Raw genomic sequence first — 14,616 nt, forward strand, 5'->3', positions numbered from 1 at the left:
ATGACTGTCCTCGCCGCGGGCGCCGGGAGCGCAGCAGCCGGCGGCACCGCCGCGCAGGCCGCCGGCGGTGTCGCGAGCCTCGTCCAGTCCGTCGACTGGCTCGCCATCGCGCCGCCGACCCTCGCCGCCCTCTTCGCGCTGATCGTGCTCGTCACCGACCTCTTCCTCTCCGAGCGCCGCAAGCCGGTACTCGGCTGGATCAGCGTCGCGGGCCTGGTTCTGGCCGGGCTGTCCCTGCTGCCGCTCCTCAGGGGCGACCGCACCACCTTCTGCCTCACCGGCCGTCCCGAGGTGTGCAGCTACGCCGCCGACCACTTCGCGGTCGTCGTCCAGCTGCTCGTCCTGGGCGGCGCGCTGCTCACCGCCCTGCTGTCGATCAACCCGATCAAGGACCAGAAGCTGCCCGGCGGCGAGTTCTGGTTCCTGCTGCTGTCCTCCGCGGCCGGTGCGGCCCTGCTCCCGGCCTCCCGGGACCTCGCCACGCTGGTCATCGCCCTCGAAGTGGCGTCGCTGCCCGCCTTCGCCCTCGTGGGCATCCGGCGCGGCGACAAGCTGTCCTCCGAGGCGGCGCTGAAGTTCTTCCTGTCCTCGGTCACCGCCACCGCGGTGATGCTGCTCGGCGTCAGCTTCGTGTACGCCGCCACCGGCAGCCTGCACCTGGCCCAGGTCGCCGAGGCCCTCACACAGCCGGACCCGCGGCTCGACATCCTGGCCAAGGCCGGCGTCGCCCTCACCCTCGTGGGCTTCGCCTTCAAGACGGCCGCAGCGCCCTTCCACTTCTGGGTGCCCGACACGTATGTGGGCGCGCCGCTCCCCGTGGCCGCGTACCTCTCCGTGGTCGGCAAGGCCGTCGGCTTCTCCGGCCTGATCGTCGTCACCGTCGAGGCGTTCCCCTCGTACGGCGACGTCTGGGGCCCCGTGCTCGCCGTACTTGCCGCGCTCACCATGACGGTCGGCAACGTGGCCGCGCTGCGCCAGCGCCCCGACCGTGCGCACAGCGCCGTACGCCTGCTCGCCTGGTCCTCCGTGGGCCAGGCCGGGTACCTGCTGGTGCCGATCGCGTCCGCCGCGTACGCCGATGACACCGCACACGCCGTCGGCTCCACGGTGGCGTACGCCCTGATGTACGCGGCGGTGAACCTCGGGGCCTTCGCGGTGGCCGCCCTCGTGGCCCGTACGCACCCGCAGAACCGCATCGCCGACTACCGGGGCCTGTACGCCTCCCGCCCCCTGTACGCGCTGGCCCTCGGCTTCTTCCTGCTGTGCCTGGCGGGTCTGCCGCCGGGCATCATCGGCCTGTTCGCCAAGGTCACGGTCTTCTCCGCGGCCGTCGACGCGGGCCTGGCCTGGCTGGCCGTCGTGATGGCCGTGAACGTCGTGATCGCGCTCTACTACTACCTGCAGTGGACCGCGGTCCTCTTCCGCGCGCCGGAAGCCGCCCCCGAGGGCGCCGCAGCGCCCGTTGCCCGGCCTCGTATCCCGGCGGCGCTGGCCACCGCGGTCGGCCTCACCGCGCTCGTCGGCATCGTGCTCTCCGGGGCGCCGCAGCTCGTCCTGCGCTTCGCCTCCGGAGCACTCCTCTAGCGCCCGAGGAGGCGCACCCGAACGGACGAACGCCCTCTCCAGGGGGCGCAGGGAACCACGCTCCGCCGTCTGGCGTTGACCAGAAACGGAGGGTCCACTGAAAAGTGGACACGTAATCGCAAAGGGTTCCCCTGCCGCACCACCTGGAGGGCGTACCGTGCACCGCCGGCACAACGGGCTCAGGACCGCGGTTCTCCTCGGAGGACTGTCCGCGCTCATCATCGTCATCGGCAGTATGTTCGGCCGTACGGGCCTGGTCGTCGCCGTCCTCGTCGCGCTGGGCACCAACGCGTACGCGTACTGGAACAGCGACAAGCTCGCCCTGCGCGCCATGCGGGCCCGCCCGGTCAGCGAGTTCCAGGCGCCCCAGCTCTACCGCATGGTCCGCGAGCTCTCCACGGCCGCCCGCCAGCCCATGCCGCGCCTGTACATCTCGCCCACCCAGGCCCCCAACGCCTTCGCCACCGGGCGCAACCCGCGCAACGCCGCGGTCTGCTGCACCGAGGGCATCCTGCAGCTGCTGGACGAGCGCGAGCTGCGCGGCGTCATCGGGCACGAGCTCAGCCACGTCTACAACCGCGACATCCTGATCTCTTCGGTCGCGGGCGCGCTCGCCTCCGTGGTGATGTTCCTGGTGAACTTCGCCTGGCTGATCCCGATCGGCAGGTCGGACGACGACGAGGGCCCCGGGCTGTTCGGCATGCTGCTGATCATGATCCTCGGGCCGGTCGCCGCGTCCCTCATCCAACTGGCCGTCAGCCGCTCCCGGGAGTACGAGGCGGACGCCTCCGGAGCCCGGCTGACCGGCGACCCGCTCGCCCTGGCCTCGGCCCTGCGGAAGCTGGAGTACGGCACTCAGCAGCTCCCGCTGCCGCCCGAGCCGCGGCTGGAAACGGCGAGCCACATGATGATCGCCAACCCGTTCCGGGCCGGTGAGGGGCTCTCCAAGCTCTTCTCGACACACCCGCCCATGCGGGAGCGCATCAGCCGTCTGGAGGAACTGGCAGGGTACCGACCGTGAAAACCATCCTGAATGTCATCTGGCTCGTCCTCTCCGGCTTCTGGCTGTTCCTCGGGTACGCCCTGGCCGGCGTGATCATGTGCATCCTGATCGTCACGATCCCCTGGGGCATAGCCTCCTTCCGGATCGGCGTGTACGCCCTCTGGCCGTTCGGCCGCACCACGGTCGACCGGCGCGACGCGGGCGCCGCTTCCTGCCTGGGCAACGGCATCTGGCTGCTGCTCGCGGGCTGGTGGCTGGCGATCGGGCACATCGTCACGGGCGTCGCCCTGTGCGTCACGATCATCGGCATCCCGTTCGGCATCGCCAACTTCAAGCTGATCCCGGTCTCCCTGATGCCCCTGGGCCGCGAGATCGTCCCCACGGACCAGCCCTTCGCGGCGCGCTGAGGCGGTCCGGACGGCCCGCGGCGGGCCCAGTGCCCCCGCCCGGCCGCCCGTGCCCGCGTACGCCGACGGGGCGGCCCGCGGTGTGTGGTGCCGCCCCGTCCGGTGTGTCCGTGGCCCGTGGGCGCAGCGCCTACCGGTAGTTCACGAACTGGATGGCGAAGTCCAGGTCCTTGCCCTTCAGGAGCTGCTGGACGGACTGGAGGTCGTCGCGGCTCTTGGAGGAGACGCGCAGCTCGTCACCCTGGACCTGGGCCTTGACGCCCTTGGGGCCCTCGTCACGGATGATCTTGGCGACCTTCTTCGCGTTGTCCTGGGAGATGCCCTCCTCGATCGAAGCGAAGATCTTGTACTCCTTGCCGGAGGCCTGCGGCTCGCCGGTGTCCAGGGCCTTCAGCGAGATCCCGCGCTTGACCAGCTTGGACTGGAAGATGTCGAGGACAGCCTTCACCCGCTCCTCGGCGTTGGCACGCATCTCGATCTTCTCGCCGGACCACTCGATCGACGCGCCCACGCCCTTGAAGTCGTAGCGCTGCGAGATCTCCTTGGCGGCCTGGTTGAGGGCGTTGTCGACCTCCTGCCGCTCGACCTTCGAGACGATGTCGAAACTGGAGTCGGCCATGTTGAGTTGGCTCCTCGTGGGTAGATCCGTCAGGGACGCGGCCCGTCCCGGACCGCCCCGCAAGCCTAGCCACCCGTGCCGCGGCCCCGGTCATGATCAGGGCGCGCGGAACCGAGTGGCGGACCACCCCCCGCCATCAGGTATGGTTTACGTCGTTGCCACGGAGCACCGCCCAGGCGGGACTCCCGGCAGCAACCCCAGGCGGTGTGCCCGAGCGGCCAAAGGGAGCAGACTGTAAATCTGCCGGCTCAGCCTTCCCAGGTTCGAATCCTGGCGCCGCCACACGGATATGAAGGGCCCGTGACCTGCTGAAAAGCCAGGTCACGGGCCCTTTGTCATGCGCCGCCACGATCGGGGGATTGTCTCGCCCTGTCTCGCGTTCGAACGCTCCGTCTCGCGCTGTGTGGACGGGCCGTGGACGGGATTGCCTGCCCCTCAGGCGGGGCGGCCGAGGCGAGCCGAGATCTTGGCGTTCGCGGCCTCGTCACCGCCGCTGAGGAACTTGGCGTAGACGCGGAACAGGACGGCGACGCTGTGGCCGGCGCGCTTGGCCACCAGCTGAGGCTCCACACCGGAGCTGAGCCAGGTGGAGACGGCCGCGTGACGAAGGTCATACGGGCGCTTGGCCACTGATGACTCGCGCTGGGCCGGGATGAGGGCCCTGGACCGAGCTTCCGCCCAGACTTCGCCGTATCCGGTGTCCTGGACCAGTCCGCCGCGCTGCGTGCGGAAGAGGCGGCCGTCCGGGGCCACGCCGTACGCCGTGACGTGCCACCGCAGCAGCGACACCAGCTCGGGCGGGATGGGGACCGTTCGGACCGCCTTTCGGGGCCGGTGCTTCAGCCCACGCCTGTCGTGGGCGTCGCCGCTGTCCGTCCACGCTGAGCCCGACCGCGGGCGCGTCTCGCGGAGCCGCAGAGTGCCCCAGCCGCGGCGCGGGAGGTCGCAGTCCTGGAGCCGCAGGCCGATGACTTCCGCCGGACGCGCTGCCGCGTAGTACATGCAGCCGAAGAAGCCCACGAGCCGACGGCCGCGGGCGCTCTGGTCCCGCACAGCGGCCAGGAGCTTCGCGACCTGCTCAGGGTCTGGCACGCACGCCGGGTCCAGCTCCTCTTCGACCTGCTCGGGTGCCTTCCACCGCACCCGCTGCAGCGGGTTTTCCGTCAGGAGTTCTGCCTCCACGGCGAACTCAAGGGCATTGTGAAAAATCGCCCTCTTCCTGCGGATCGTCGCCGCCGCGGCCGTCGTCCCGTCCAGCTTCTTGGAGAGAGCATCCAGAGCGGCCCGGATGAGCAGGGGATCGGCGAGCCGGGAGGCGGGCAGAGACTTCCGCTCGAACCAGGCCAGCACCTTCGCCACGTCCGCCGGCGGCTCTTCCTCCCAGCGGTTCTTGTTGAACGCCCAGCTGTAGAGAGCTGTGCGTACAGCTCGGGCGTCCGGCATCCCCTTTGTGTCCTTCACGAGTGCGGGCGCAACGCTAGCCATGGCCTCGGCGAGGGTCCGTCGGGTAGAGCCGGGGGAGTGCTGCCACTTCATTTCGATGTACCGGCGGGCGTGCTCGTACCAGGAGATGTCCCGGTCTTTCGCGACCATGGACTTGGGCAGCCCGCTGTCCACGTCGAACGGCTCACCCTCACGGGCGGCAGTGATGAGCTGAGCACGGCGGCTCTCGGCGAGTCCCAGCGTCAGGAAGGACTCGGAGTGGGGGCGTGTGCCTACCTTCCAGCGAAGTTGGTAGGGCTTCCGGTATTCGCGCTTCCGGATGGCCCAGATCTTGACGGTGTAGCTCCACTCGGTCACGCGGCTTCCAATTCGTCTTTGAAGGCGTCCAGGACACTTCGGCGCACACAGATGCGACCGGATGGCGTGCGATGTGCCTCCGGCGCGTAACCGCGATCGCGCCACCGGTACCAGGTCGGGCGGCTGATGCAGAGTTCTTCCAGGACGTCGCTCAGGGGGATCAGCTCGTCCTTCGGCGCGCGGCGCCGGCGGGTGGGGGTGCTCATGCGGAGATCTCCTTGAGGTGAGGAGAGGGGAGCCCAAGGCGGGCGGGGCCTGGGTCCGGGGGCTCTTGGGGGCCCGCGTCTGTCCGAGGTGGGGATTTCTGCGTCACCACGTCATCCGCGACATACGCGCGTCTGGCCTGCGGATTTGGGTGACGTAAAGGCTTTGCGTCGCGTCACCCGTGACGCAGGCTTCCGTCACGGGTGACGCGGGTGACGCGAGGTGACGTAGTCGCGGCCGTCCTGCGTCACCCCTGTAGCAGCAGGTCAGGGCCGTTTTCCGCCCTTTGGCGACGCGGGTGACGCAGCGTCTCTTCTCTTAGGAAAAGAGAAGGGGGTGTCTGTTGTAGTGCGCGCCTCAGGGCGTGAAGAAGGAGCCGCTTCGCGGCGCGACCTTCGGGCGGCGCCGAGGCGCCGAACAGCAAGAGAAGCACCCCCGGCGTGGTGCGAGGTGGTGCTCCTCTTGCTTGTGCAGGTCCCGCGCGGTCAGAGCATGGGCTCTTGCTGGTGCGGCACCTGGGTCGGGCGTCGGGTCATTTCGATGTAGCGAGCGGCGCTGGTGCGGCCCCAGTCGACGAGGACGCCCCGGGCGGCGAGGGTCGGCTGGAGGCGCTTGAGCCGGTCGGAGAGGACCTTGCCCGTGGTGGGCCAGCCCTTCGGCAGGGGACGGCAGTCCTCACCGCTGTAGAGGCCGGTGAGGCAGTGCAGCCACTCGGAGGACGTCATGCGTACCTCTGCGCCCGCTTCGAGGCCGGCGGCGTGCTTCAGCACGGTCTGCGCCAGGAGGTCGCCTTCGATGACGTCGTCGTTGAGGTCGTCCAGGCTGGCCCGGTAGGCGCCCAGCGCCCCGAGGCCGGTTGCTGCGTCGAGCTGCGCGCACAGGTGCGCGAAGTCGGCCATGCGCAGGTCGGTGGGGATGTCGGCCTCGGCCGCACGGACCTGGACGGTGAGGTCCAGGAGGGAGCCGAGGATCACGGGCAGCGCTTCTTCGAACTCCGCCCACAGCTCGGCCTCGGTCCGCCGAACCTTGGGCCGCTCCAGGCGCAGCGGGAGAAGGCGTTCGGCGAGGTCGGGCCGGACGACGCCGACGTCGATGCCGGTCAGCAGCAGGGGACGGCGGTAGCGGGAGCGGACCACGTCCCCGTCGGTGAACAGGGCACGCTTGATGGTCTCCGCTCCGGTGACGATGCAGCACATGAGGTCGGAGAGGTCCGGTGTCAGGTGGGAGAGGTTGTCCAGAGCGGTGACCCACCCGGCGGCCACGGCCGCGATCAGGTTCTCCTCGTCCTTCGGGGCGCGGCGCAGGTCCCCGCTCATGCCCTCGATGATCCGCACTAGCATCCGGCCCCCGGTGGACTTGCCCGCCCCCTGCGGCCCGGTGAGGAACGGAGCGGGGACGGGCACGGACGGCCCCAGGCAGCCGATCAGCCAGGCGAGGGCCAGGCACTCGGTCTCGGCGGTCGCGAAGTTGCACAGCCGCAGCAGGAGGTCGATGCCCTTGCCGTCGGTGTCCTTGGTCGGCAGGGGCAGTTCCCCGGTGAGCTGGGTGCGCCGCCAGCGCACTTCCTGCGGGTCGGGGGTGCGGATGTCCCAGCCGGTGGAGTGGATGCGGACGGACTTCCCGTCGTTGCGGCCCAGGTCGAGCCAGGTGGCGCCGTCGAATCCGGGGGCGACGCGGATGTGGACGGGCTGGGTGTCCTCGGTGAGCGCGAGTGCTTCGATCAAGTCCAGTGCCTCCTTGAGGGCGGTGCCGTTGAACACGCCGCGCCCGTCCTTGAACAGGCCGATCATGAGTTCCTGGCGGTGGCTGCCGGTGGTGCCTTGGGAGCGGATGGGGCGGGCGACGGGGTGGCCGTTCTTCTGGGCGTAGACGGTTCCGTCGGCGGTGCGGAAGTAGCGGAAGTGGGCTTGGGCGTAGTCGGTGATGACCTCGCGGGCCGGGGTCTTGTCGTCCTCGGACATGTCACAGTCCCAACGTGGTGCGGGCATTGGTCCACGCATCCGTGCAGTGCCGGAGCCGCTCGCCCTTGGCCTGCGCGGCAGCGAACAGCCGCGCGACATGAGCCTCAGTCAGGCACCCGCACCGGCCATGTGCGGAGAGCACGGCGAGAAAGGTCCGGTAGACCGTGGTGTGGATCGCCTCGCGGGCCTCGGTGATGCGCTGCTCCGCCATGGCGATGCCCCGCTCCAGGTAGACGGGCGTGCGGTGACGGCACTCCCCCTCCCCGGCGGGCACGCTGATGGCCTGAGGCGCGGGCCGAACCGTGCGGGGTTCCTTCACGACCAGGGCGCGCACCTGGTCCGGCAGCGACGCCATGGCGCCGGTTCCAGGCCCGAGCCAGCGGGCGTAGGACATCCTGGATTTGATGTCCACGCCGGGCCGGACCCCGTTGGAGGACTGCATCGTCCCGCGGTAGATCCAGTGCTCCCCGCGCGTCGTGGGCACTGTGCGGGTGGGCGGCAGGGTCTGGCGGGCCCAGGCGACGGCGGCCGGGTTGTCGAGGTCGACTACGGTCAGCCCGGTGCCGCCCGGGTGGTAGGCGACGGCCGCAGCCTGCCGCCATGCGGTGGCCCAGGCTGGGGAGGTGAGTACGCGGGGGTCGGTGGTGGCGGCGGCCCACGCGTGGCACACCCTGGGGCACTGGCAGGGGCCGGCGGCCAGCATGTTCGGCCGGTCGCCACAGGCGCTGCCGGCGCAGGTGCGGCAGTTGCCGAACGGGAGCTTGCCCGCCCGCAGCGGCAGCACCGGAACCCCGGTGGCTGCCAGCCTCAGTGCGGTCTGGAGATGCTGGCTCATGCCGCCGCCTCCAGCCCGTGGGCGAGGAACTGCTGGCCGATCCAGTGGCTGTAGGCCGGGGGGACGGCCTTGCGGGCCTCCAGGTTGGTCATCCAGGTGCAGCCCATGGCGTCGGCATAGGCGCGCTCGCCCTTGTGCTCGAAGGCGAGCAGGCCCTTGCGGTGCCAGCACGGCGACACCAGATCGCCACCGCCGCCCCAGGAGGTCTCGAAGACCCGGTGCCGGCGGATCGGGAGGCCGAACTGGGTCCCGCACAGCAGGTAGTCCGGCCGCAGCAGCCCCGCCCAGGCGGTCTCCGGCACGTTCTCCATCACGTACGGGCGGCCGGTGGCCTGCATGGCCTCCCGGCCCGGGGCGAGCAGGTCGGGGTGGTCCTCGCGGCGCCCGCGCCAGCGGGTCACCCGGGCGTAGTGCTCACACGGCCAAGAGCCGTGGATGAGGTCGTACTCATGGCCGTGGTCGCGGACGAAGTCCAGCGCGTCGGCCTGGTGGAAGATGAAGGGGTAGTTGGGCTGGGGGTGGATGTCGACGCCGGTGACGTCGAACCCGGCGAGGTGGTAGCCCATGGCCAAGCCGCCGGCACCGCAGCACAGGTCCAGTAAGCGCGGCCTGGGTCCGCGGAAGGCTCGCCGCATGTCGGTGGGTTGGGTCATCCTGGAGACCTCCAGTTCTCTGGGGAGTTCTGGTAGCGAGGGCGGCCCCGGTTCTTGGCGGAATGGGGGGCCGCCCTTGGCATTACTGCTGGTTGTTGGTCTTGGCCCATACGCCGGTGGTCTTGCTCTGGACGTGGCGTTGGTCCTGGTGGACGGGGCCCTCGTAGTGGTGGTGGACGTCCGGGGCGGGCCTGGCCTTCTTGGCGAGCCGTCCGAGCGCGAGCACGAGGGCGGTCGGGGCGCCGAACACGAGCCCGCATACGACCGGGTCGGCGAACTGGGACACGTACATCACCAGCGCGGCCGTGCCGCCGACCATGGCGGTGGTGGCGCCGCCGGCGAGCATGAGCACGCTGGCGTCGGTGGCGCCCTGGCTCATCGGGGGCCGTCCGGGCTGGGCGACGGGCGGGGTGTCGCCGTGGGCGGGGATGGGGGTGTCGTCGCGGTAGGCGGTGGGCCGGTAGGCGTCGGCGATGATCCGCCGGGCCTCGGCCTCGGCCTGAACCTCGCTCAGCCCGGCGTCCGACGAGGGCGTCTGCGGGGTGGTGTCGGGGTACATGCGGAATCCCTTCCGGCATTTGGCCAGGGAGGCAGAGACACCCCCTTCGGGGTGCCGCGTGGAGGGGGTTTCGGGGGTCTGACCTGCGTGCCGCCCTGACTCCCTGAATGATCATTTGCGCAGGTCAGGGCCAGGGAGGTGGGTCAGGGAGGCGGTCAGGGAGTTCTCCCTGCCTCCCTGACCCGTCGGCGGTGCGCTCCCTGTCATCCGTCGGCGGAAGCGGAAGCCTCTCCGTCGCGGTTGGCGAGGGCGCGGGCGAGGCGGTCGCGGGCGACGACCATGACGCCGTCGGACTTGTAGGGCTCGGCGCCGGCGTCGTCCAGGACGCGCTTGAGGTCGATGAAGGACCAGCCGCCGTAGGCGTCCGCGTTCCGTGTCGCGAGCCGCGCCAGTACGTCCTTGGTCCGCACGCGGGTCGCGTCGCCGACGACAGCGGCAATGTCCGCAAGCGGGTCGTGCTCTTCTTCTCGCTCGATGGCGTGCAGGGTGGTGACGCCGTCGCGCAGGGCCTTGGCCCGGTCGGTGATGGCCTCGGCGGCGTCGTCGTCGATGTAGTGCGTGCGCACCGTGATGGAGGACTGGCCGGCCGGGATGGTGATGCCGTCGGAGGCGACGACCAGGGTTCCCCGGTCCAGGCCCGGACGCAGCAGGTTCGGAGCCGCCCCGCCGTCGACGGCCTTGTCTCCCAAAGCCATGCGGGCCTGGGATTCGGTGCCCAGGGCGAGGGAGGCGCGGGTGTGGGCGCCCTCGCGGACCAGCTTGGGAAGGTTCTCGTTGGTCGGGTCCTGGGTGCCCTGCCACATCAGCACGTTCACGGCCCGCCCCTGGTTGTGGATTTTCCGGACGGCCATGAAGTACCGGGAGTTGGCCTTCGACCCGCCATACGGGCGCTTGTCCTCGTCCTTGGCGGGGCACATGAACGCCACCTGCGCCTCATCCACCAGCACGATCAGCGGCGGGAAGGTGGTGCCGGGCGGGGCCTGGATGCGGCGGTTCATCTCGTCCACCGCGCCCTCGACCATCTCGGTCACCTGGATCACGTGCTCATCCGTCGGCCCCTGGATCAGGGTCGTGGCGAGACCATCGAACATGGCCCAGTCGCCCACGCCCTTGAGGTCGCCCATGAGGAACTGCACCGACTTGTCCAGCGCGAGCCACAGGGCCAGGGAGCGCAGGGCCACGGTCTTGCCCTGGTTGGACAGGCCCGTGATGAGCAGGTGGCGCTGGTAGAGGCTCAGTGCGGCGGCGTCCCCGCGCAGGTCCTGGCCCCAGGGGGCGCGGCCCTTGGCGTAGTCGGCGGTCAGCGTGTCGTCGGTGACCAGCGGGGACGGGCCGATCGGCTCATCCAGCGCCCCGGAGTCGGCCACCCACAGCCGGACCGTGCGGGCTGCCTGCGGGATGGTGATGAACACTTCGTGTTCGTGCCGGGTGAGGTTCTCGGCCAGCTTGCGGCGCTTGCTCTGTACCTCGTTGGTCGACACCCCGGAGGGGAGGGTGACGTCGACTTCCACGCCGCATCCGGCGATGGTGATCGGTCCCAGCATGGACGCGCCGGCGTCGCCCATCTCCTTGATGGCGTTGCGCAGGGCCGGGACTCCGAGGTCGCGCAGGGCCTTGACCACGATCGACGGTGTGATCGGCTCGCCCTCGTCCGACCGGGCGTTCGCCGGGAGGGCCCAGTTCGGTGCGGCTTGCTGCTTGCGGCCCACCGACCACAGGGCAAACAGGGCCAGGAAGGGGCCGATGGAGAGCGCCGGGCCCCACACGACCTGCACGATCCGGATCAGCAGCGCGATGAAGTCGATCGTCGCGGTCAGCGGGGTGATGACGTCACCGACGTGCCCGGTGTTGAGGGCCATCACGATGCCGAGGCCGACCAGCACGCCGATGCTCACGCCGGCGCCGACGGCCACGCCCTTGGCGGCCTCGGCCGGGGAGTGGAGCAGGTCCATGCGGCGGTGGTGGCGGGCGGCGCGGAAGCGCTGCAGCCGCTCCTCCCACTCCTCGGCCGCTTCCAGGTTCCCCGCGGCTTCGGCGGCACGGATCATGCGCTCGTAGCGGGCGCCGGTGCGGCCGTCCCAGGTGCGACGGGCCACGATCCGGCCGCCGTTGAGGGTGTAGAGGCTGTGCCGGGCCGCCGCGCGGATGGTGGCCTTGGTCGACTCGTGCGTGGCAGCGGTCTTCACCGCGCGCCCGGAGCGCACCCACAGCGGTACGGGCGGTGCCGGCGGGGCGTCGGGGACCACGGTCAGCACGGTGGGGGCCGTGTCGGGGGCCGGGGGGTCGGTGGGCTTGTGGAGGTGGACGACGTTCTCAGACATGCTGGGAGTGCTCCTGACTGCCCCTCAAGGGCGGAGTGAGCGGGAGAGCCGGGGTGGCCGTGTCCGTGGAAAGAGGCGGCCACCCCGGGCAGCAGAGACATGCGGGTGAGCGTCACGCGGTGGGCAGTGCGCCCGCGGGAGCGGTCACCACCAGCGGGACTTCTTGGGCACGAGGTAGGGGCAGCCGTTGACCATGTGGTCCACGCACTGCGGGCAGTCCTCGCGCGGGCCGAGCTTGCGGTGAACGCGCCGGTCGTGGGCGTGCTGCCAGCACTGCGGGCACTCGCCGGGAGGCGTCTCCATGCCGGGCACGGTCACCACCGCCCCGACGACTTCTTGGCCGCCTTGTCGCGAGCGGCCTCGGTCATGAGCCTCTGCCGCTCCGCGTGCAGGGCGGTCAGCTCCGCGTTCAGCCGCATCTCGGCAGCGCTGCCGGTGGAGTCGATCTGCTCCTCGGCGCGGTCCGTGCTGCGACCTCGGGCGGCGCGGTAGGAGCCGTTGGCCAGGGCGCGGGCCATCGCCCGGCGCTCACGGCCGTTCATCGGCCACGACTCACCCCGTCGGACCGCTTCCAGCTTCTTCTCGGTGGCCCGGATCTCGCGGTCCAGGCGGCGGATGTCGGAGTTGCTCATGTCAGCTGTTCCTCGGGGAGTTCGAAGGGTCGGGGTAGGCGCAGGGCACGCACATGCCGAGTGAGGCCGAGATGACGTATCCGGCGTCCTGGTGGCAGGCCGGGCAGGTGCGGCGAGCGAGCATCGCCAGGGCCAGCGCGCCCCATTTCCGCGAGGTCATGGGCCGGACCGGGCGGGCCTGGTTGATGTCGTATAGGTAGGCGACCTGGACGCCGCCACGGCGGCAGTTCTGCCGCATGAGCTGAGCAGCTATCGGCTGCCCTCCGGGCCGCAGGCCGCGGGCCCGTAACTGGCGCCGGGTGGCCAGCCCGTCCGGCGCCAGGCGCCACGGGTAGGTCGGGATGCCGTAGCGGGCGCCGGAGGGGTCGTAGCACTTGCCGAACGCCGGGGACATCAGGCGGCCTCAGCCATGCCGCCGGAAGCGGGCGTAGCGCGGCGGGCGGTATCGGCCGCCACGGCTCGTGCCGCCGGATGGTAGGGGGCGCTGTCCCCCTTCTTGCGCCGGGGCGGGACCGGCCGCTTGCGGGCCTTCGCCGCCTTCCCGGAAGCGGGGGGCATTTGGGTCGCGACCTGCGGCTTTTCGCGCCGCAGCGGCACGACGTTGCCGGTGTCGGGCAGCACGAACTGCGGGTGCGTGAGACCGGCACGGATGCGTCGGCCGACGGCGTCGGCGTCCGGCTTACGCGCTTCCATGAGCTGCGTGGCAGCGGCTACCGCCCGCTTCTCCAGACGCGGCGTCATACCGGGTTCTGTCGGCCCGTGCACGACCTCCCACGCCCGCTTCCACGCCTCCTCCGCGGCCAGCGTCCCGTACGGCGCAGCGGAGATGAGCCGTCGCGCGACACGGAGCACGTCCCGGTGGTGGCGACGGCGGCGGGCCGCGTGGCGGCGGCGCTCCTTGGCGTCGTCGTCGCGTGCGGCGAGGGTGGAGACCCATTGACGGATCTCGAAGACGACCGGACCCAGGACGGTGACGGCGGCGAGCCCGGCGCCGGCCGCCTGGGCGTTGTCGGCGGACAGCCCGTGCGGGCCGTCGGCGAGGGACAGGCCGTAGCCGTAGTTGATGGAGGCTGCGAAGGTGGCGCAGGCCGCGACCAGGAACCGCAGTAGCCAGCGCACCCAGCCGGGCGCGGAGCGGGCATCGGCGTAGGCGACACCGGCCGCCATCACCCACGCCGCGCCCTCCAGCCCCAACGGAACGGGCAGCAGCATCACCGAGATGGAGACGAAGTGCGCGATCTGCGCGGGCAGCGAGGCGAGTCCGGATGCTACAACCAGCGCGAGCGTCCCGTTGCGGTAGATCCGCTCAGGCGTCAGCGCCACCGCCCGGCGCTCGGCCCGCTCACGGCGCCGCGCCTCGCGGTCGGCGCGGTCGGCCTGCTTGTCGGCTCGGGCCTGCTCCCGCAGCCGCGCCGCCCGCTCATCGGCCGCCCTCTGCCGTTCGGCCCGCCGCTCCTCCGCGGCTGCAGCATCGATCCGGCGCTGCTCGGCCTCGGCGGCCTGGTCGGCCCGCCGCTCCTCGCGGTAAGTGCTCAGGCTCATGCCGCACCCCCGTCCTGGCCGCGCTCGCGGCGGGCGCTGTGCACCTTCGCCCAGTGCAGGCAGACGAAGCAGGAGACCGTGCCCACCACGAAGCGGCCCCAGGAGGGCACCCCCGGCGCCCAACTGGCGGCGATCAGCGCGGCCATCACCAGCGGACCGAAGCGCAGCCAAAAGGCCGCGAGGAACGAGATCAGCGCCTTCATGCCGCGTCCCCCGTCTCGGCCTGGTTGGCGAGCGTGGCGTGGGCGGCCAGCACCTTGCGGCGGGCCCGGCGGATGCGGCGGATGTCCAGCTCGGTGACCGGCCGGTCCAGGGTGGCGATCTGCGCGTCCAGCAGCTCGACGTCCGCCTCGATGGCGGGCATCTCCTGCTCGATCGCGTTCAGCTCCGCGTCGGTGGGCTCCATCCAGGGCTCGAACGCGGTAACGGCCTCGCCGATGGTGACGATGTGCTTCATGGTCGTTGCTCCTCAAACTCAGTGGGTGCGGCCGCACTG

Annotated in this window: 17 protein-coding genes and 1 tRNA gene; 4 read left to right on the forward strand and 14 right to left on the reverse strand. The window is 71.1% G+C overall.

Going from position 1 to position 14,616, the window contains the following annotated elements:
* From ACZ6WH_RS25450 to ACZ6WH_RS25460, 3 genes are all read left to right on the forward strand, one after another.
* Positions 1 to 1,584 (forward strand): NADH-quinone oxidoreductase subunit N, encoded by a 1,584-nt coding sequence (locus ACZ6WH_RS25450; protein WP_469731377.1) that lies wholly within the window; start codon positions 1 to 3, stop codon positions 1,582 to 1,584.
* A 157-nt stretch (positions 1,585 to 1,741) separates the two neighbouring features.
* Positions 1,742 to 2,605, forward strand: a complete 864-nt coding sequence (gene htpX / locus ACZ6WH_RS25455) for a zinc metalloprotease HtpX (protein ID WP_432856099.1) — start codon at positions 1,742 to 1,744, stop codon at positions 2,603 to 2,605.
* Complete coding sequence (locus ACZ6WH_RS25460) at positions 2,602 to 2,994, forward strand: YccF domain-containing protein (RefSeq protein WP_362212854.1); 393 nt, start codon at positions 2,602 to 2,604, stop codon at positions 2,992 to 2,994. The genes htpX and ACZ6WH_RS25460 overlap by 4 nt, the downstream gene beginning before the upstream one ends.
* A 130-nt stretch (positions 2,995 to 3,124) precedes the next feature.
* Here ACZ6WH_RS25460 and ACZ6WH_RS25465 read toward each other — a convergent pair whose 3' ends face one another.
* Entirely contained in the window at positions 3,125 to 3,613 is a 489-nt protein-coding gene (locus tag ACZ6WH_RS25465; RefSeq protein WP_432856093.1) for a YajQ family cyclic di-GMP-binding protein, read from the reverse strand.
* A 200-nt stretch (positions 3,614 to 3,813) separates the two neighbouring features.
* Between ACZ6WH_RS25465 and ACZ6WH_RS25470 the strand changes: the two genes are divergently transcribed.
* Positions 3,814 to 3,895 (forward strand) — tRNA-Tyr (locus tag ACZ6WH_RS25470).
* Between the two features lie 153 nt (positions 3,896 to 4,048).
* Here ACZ6WH_RS25470 and ACZ6WH_RS25475 read toward each other — a convergent pair.
* From ACZ6WH_RS25475 to ACZ6WH_RS25535, 13 genes are all read right to left on the reverse strand, one after another.
* Positions 4,049 to 5,413: a tyrosine-type recombinase/integrase gene (locus tag ACZ6WH_RS25475; protein ID WP_469730935.1), complete on the reverse strand. Its 1,365-nt coding sequence runs from the start codon at positions 5,411 to 5,413 to the stop codon at positions 4,049 to 4,051.
* Positions 5,410 to 5,619: a helix-turn-helix transcriptional regulator gene (locus tag ACZ6WH_RS25480; protein ID WP_469730937.1), complete on the reverse strand. Its 210-nt coding sequence runs from the start codon at positions 5,617 to 5,619 to the stop codon at positions 5,410 to 5,412. Before ACZ6WH_RS25480 ends, ACZ6WH_RS25475 begins: the two co-directional genes overlap by 4 nt.
* Positions 5,620 to 6,102: 483 nt before the next feature.
* Positions 6,103 to 7,578: an ATP-binding protein gene (locus tag ACZ6WH_RS25485; RefSeq protein ID WP_469730939.1), complete on the reverse strand. Its 1,476-nt coding sequence runs from the start codon at positions 7,576 to 7,578 to the stop codon at positions 6,103 to 6,105.
* Position 7,579: 1 nt separating this feature from the next.
* Positions 7,580 to 8,413, reverse strand: coding sequence for a bifunctional DNA primase/polymerase (locus ACZ6WH_RS25490; protein WP_469730942.1), 834 nt, complete (start codon positions 8,411 to 8,413; stop codon positions 7,580 to 7,582).
* On the reverse strand, positions 8,410 to 9,066 hold the full coding sequence (locus ACZ6WH_RS25495; protein ID WP_469730945.1) for a DNA cytosine methyltransferase: 657 nt from the start codon (positions 9,064 to 9,066) through the stop codon (positions 8,410 to 8,412). Before ACZ6WH_RS25495 ends, ACZ6WH_RS25490 begins: the two co-directional genes overlap by 4 nt.
* Positions 9,067 to 9,148: 82 nt before the next feature.
* Complete coding sequence (locus tag ACZ6WH_RS25500; RefSeq protein ID WP_469730946.1) at positions 9,149 to 9,625, reverse strand: hypothetical protein; 477 nt, start codon at positions 9,623 to 9,625, stop codon at positions 9,149 to 9,151.
* 203 nt (positions 9,626 to 9,828) lie between these two features.
* Positions 9,829 to 11,946, reverse strand: coding sequence for an FtsK/SpoIIIE domain-containing protein (locus ACZ6WH_RS25505; RefSeq protein WP_469730948.1), 2,118 nt, complete (start codon positions 11,944 to 11,946; stop codon positions 9,829 to 9,831).
* Between the two features lie 144 nt (positions 11,947 to 12,090).
* Complete coding sequence (locus tag ACZ6WH_RS25510; RefSeq protein ID WP_469730950.1) at positions 12,091 to 12,249, reverse strand: pRL2-8; 159 nt, start codon at positions 12,247 to 12,249, stop codon at positions 12,091 to 12,093.
* An 11-nt stretch (positions 12,250 to 12,260) separates the two neighbouring features.
* Complete coding sequence (locus ACZ6WH_RS25515) at positions 12,261 to 12,578, reverse strand: hypothetical protein (protein WP_469730951.1); 318 nt, start codon at positions 12,576 to 12,578, stop codon at positions 12,261 to 12,263.
* Between the two features lies 1 nt (position 12,579).
* Entirely contained in the window at positions 12,580 to 12,972 is a 393-nt protein-coding gene (locus tag ACZ6WH_RS25520; RefSeq protein WP_469730953.1) for an RRQRL motif-containing zinc-binding protein, read from the reverse strand.
* Complete coding sequence (locus tag ACZ6WH_RS25525) at positions 12,972 to 14,120, reverse strand: hypothetical protein (protein WP_469730955.1); 1,149 nt, start codon at positions 14,118 to 14,120, stop codon at positions 12,972 to 12,974. Before ACZ6WH_RS25525 ends, ACZ6WH_RS25520 begins: the two co-directional genes overlap by 1 nt.
* Positions 14,117 to 14,323, reverse strand: a complete 207-nt coding sequence (locus ACZ6WH_RS25530; protein ID WP_469730957.1) for a hypothetical protein — start codon at positions 14,321 to 14,323, stop codon at positions 14,117 to 14,119. Before ACZ6WH_RS25530 ends, ACZ6WH_RS25525 begins: the two co-directional genes overlap by 4 nt.
* Positions 14,320 to 14,577, reverse strand: a complete 258-nt coding sequence (locus tag ACZ6WH_RS25535; RefSeq protein WP_469730959.1) for a DUF6284 family protein — start codon at positions 14,575 to 14,577, stop codon at positions 14,320 to 14,322. Before ACZ6WH_RS25535 ends, ACZ6WH_RS25530 begins: the two co-directional genes overlap by 4 nt.
* Between the last annotated feature and the right edge of the window lie 39 nt (positions 14,578 to 14,616).

It is taken from the genome of Streptomyces sp. NPDC050806, from assembly GCF_055586425.1.

What these genes read in the sequence shown, in the direction of transcription:
- ACZ6WH_RS25465 (WP_432856093.1), bottom strand. Translation starts at nt 3,613, where the DNA reads ATGGCCGACTCCAGTTTCGACATCGTCTCGAAGGTCGAGCGGCAGGAG.
- ACZ6WH_RS25500 (WP_469730946.1), bottom strand. Translation starts at nt 9,625, where the DNA reads ATGTACCCCGACACCACCCCGCAGACGCCCTCGTCGGACGCCGGGCTG.
- ACZ6WH_RS25515 (WP_469730951.1), bottom strand. Translation starts at nt 12,578, where the DNA reads ATGAGCAACTCCGACATCCGCCGCCTGGACCGCGAGATCCGGGCCACC.
- ACZ6WH_RS25510 (WP_469730950.1), bottom strand. Translation starts at nt 12,249, where the DNA reads ATGGAGACGCCTCCCGGCGAGTGCCCGCAGTGCTGGCAGCACGCCCAC.
- ACZ6WH_RS25535 (WP_469730959.1), bottom strand. Translation starts at nt 14,577, where the DNA reads ATGAAGCACATCGTCACCATCGGCGAGGCCGTTACCGCGTTCGAGCCC.
- ACZ6WH_RS25505 (WP_469730948.1), bottom strand. Translation starts at nt 11,946, where the DNA reads ATGTCTGAGAACGTCGTCCACCTCCACAAGCCCACCGACCCCCCGGCC.
- ACZ6WH_RS25525 (WP_469730955.1), bottom strand. Translation starts at nt 14,120, where the DNA reads ATGAGCCTGAGCACTTACCGCGAGGAGCGGCGGGCCGACCAGGCCGCC.
- ACZ6WH_RS25520 (WP_469730953.1), bottom strand. Translation starts at nt 12,972, where the DNA reads ATGTCCCCGGCGTTCGGCAAGTGCTACGACCCCTCCGGCGCCCGCTAC.
- ACZ6WH_RS25530 (WP_469730957.1), bottom strand. Translation starts at nt 14,323, where the DNA reads ATGAAGGCGCTGATCTCGTTCCTCGCGGCCTTTTGGCTGCGCTTCGGT.
- ACZ6WH_RS25485 (WP_469730939.1), bottom strand. Translation starts at nt 7,578, where the DNA reads ATGTCCGAGGACGACAAGACCCCGGCCCGCGAGGTCATCACCGACTAC.
- ACZ6WH_RS25450 (WP_469731377.1), top strand. Translation starts at nt 1, where the DNA reads ATGACTGTCCTCGCCGCGGGCGCCGGGAGCGCAGCAGCCGGCGGCACC.
- ACZ6WH_RS25480 (WP_469730937.1), bottom strand. Translation starts at nt 5,619, where the DNA reads ATGAGCACCCCCACCCGCCGGCGCCGCGCGCCGAAGGACGAGCTGATC.
- ACZ6WH_RS25490 (WP_469730942.1), bottom strand. Translation starts at nt 8,413, where the DNA reads ATGAGCCAGCATCTCCAGACCGCACTGAGGCTGGCAGCCACCGGGGTT.
- ACZ6WH_RS25495 (WP_469730945.1), bottom strand. Translation starts at nt 9,066, where the DNA reads ATGACCCAACCCACCGACATGCGGCGAGCCTTCCGCGGACCCAGGCCG.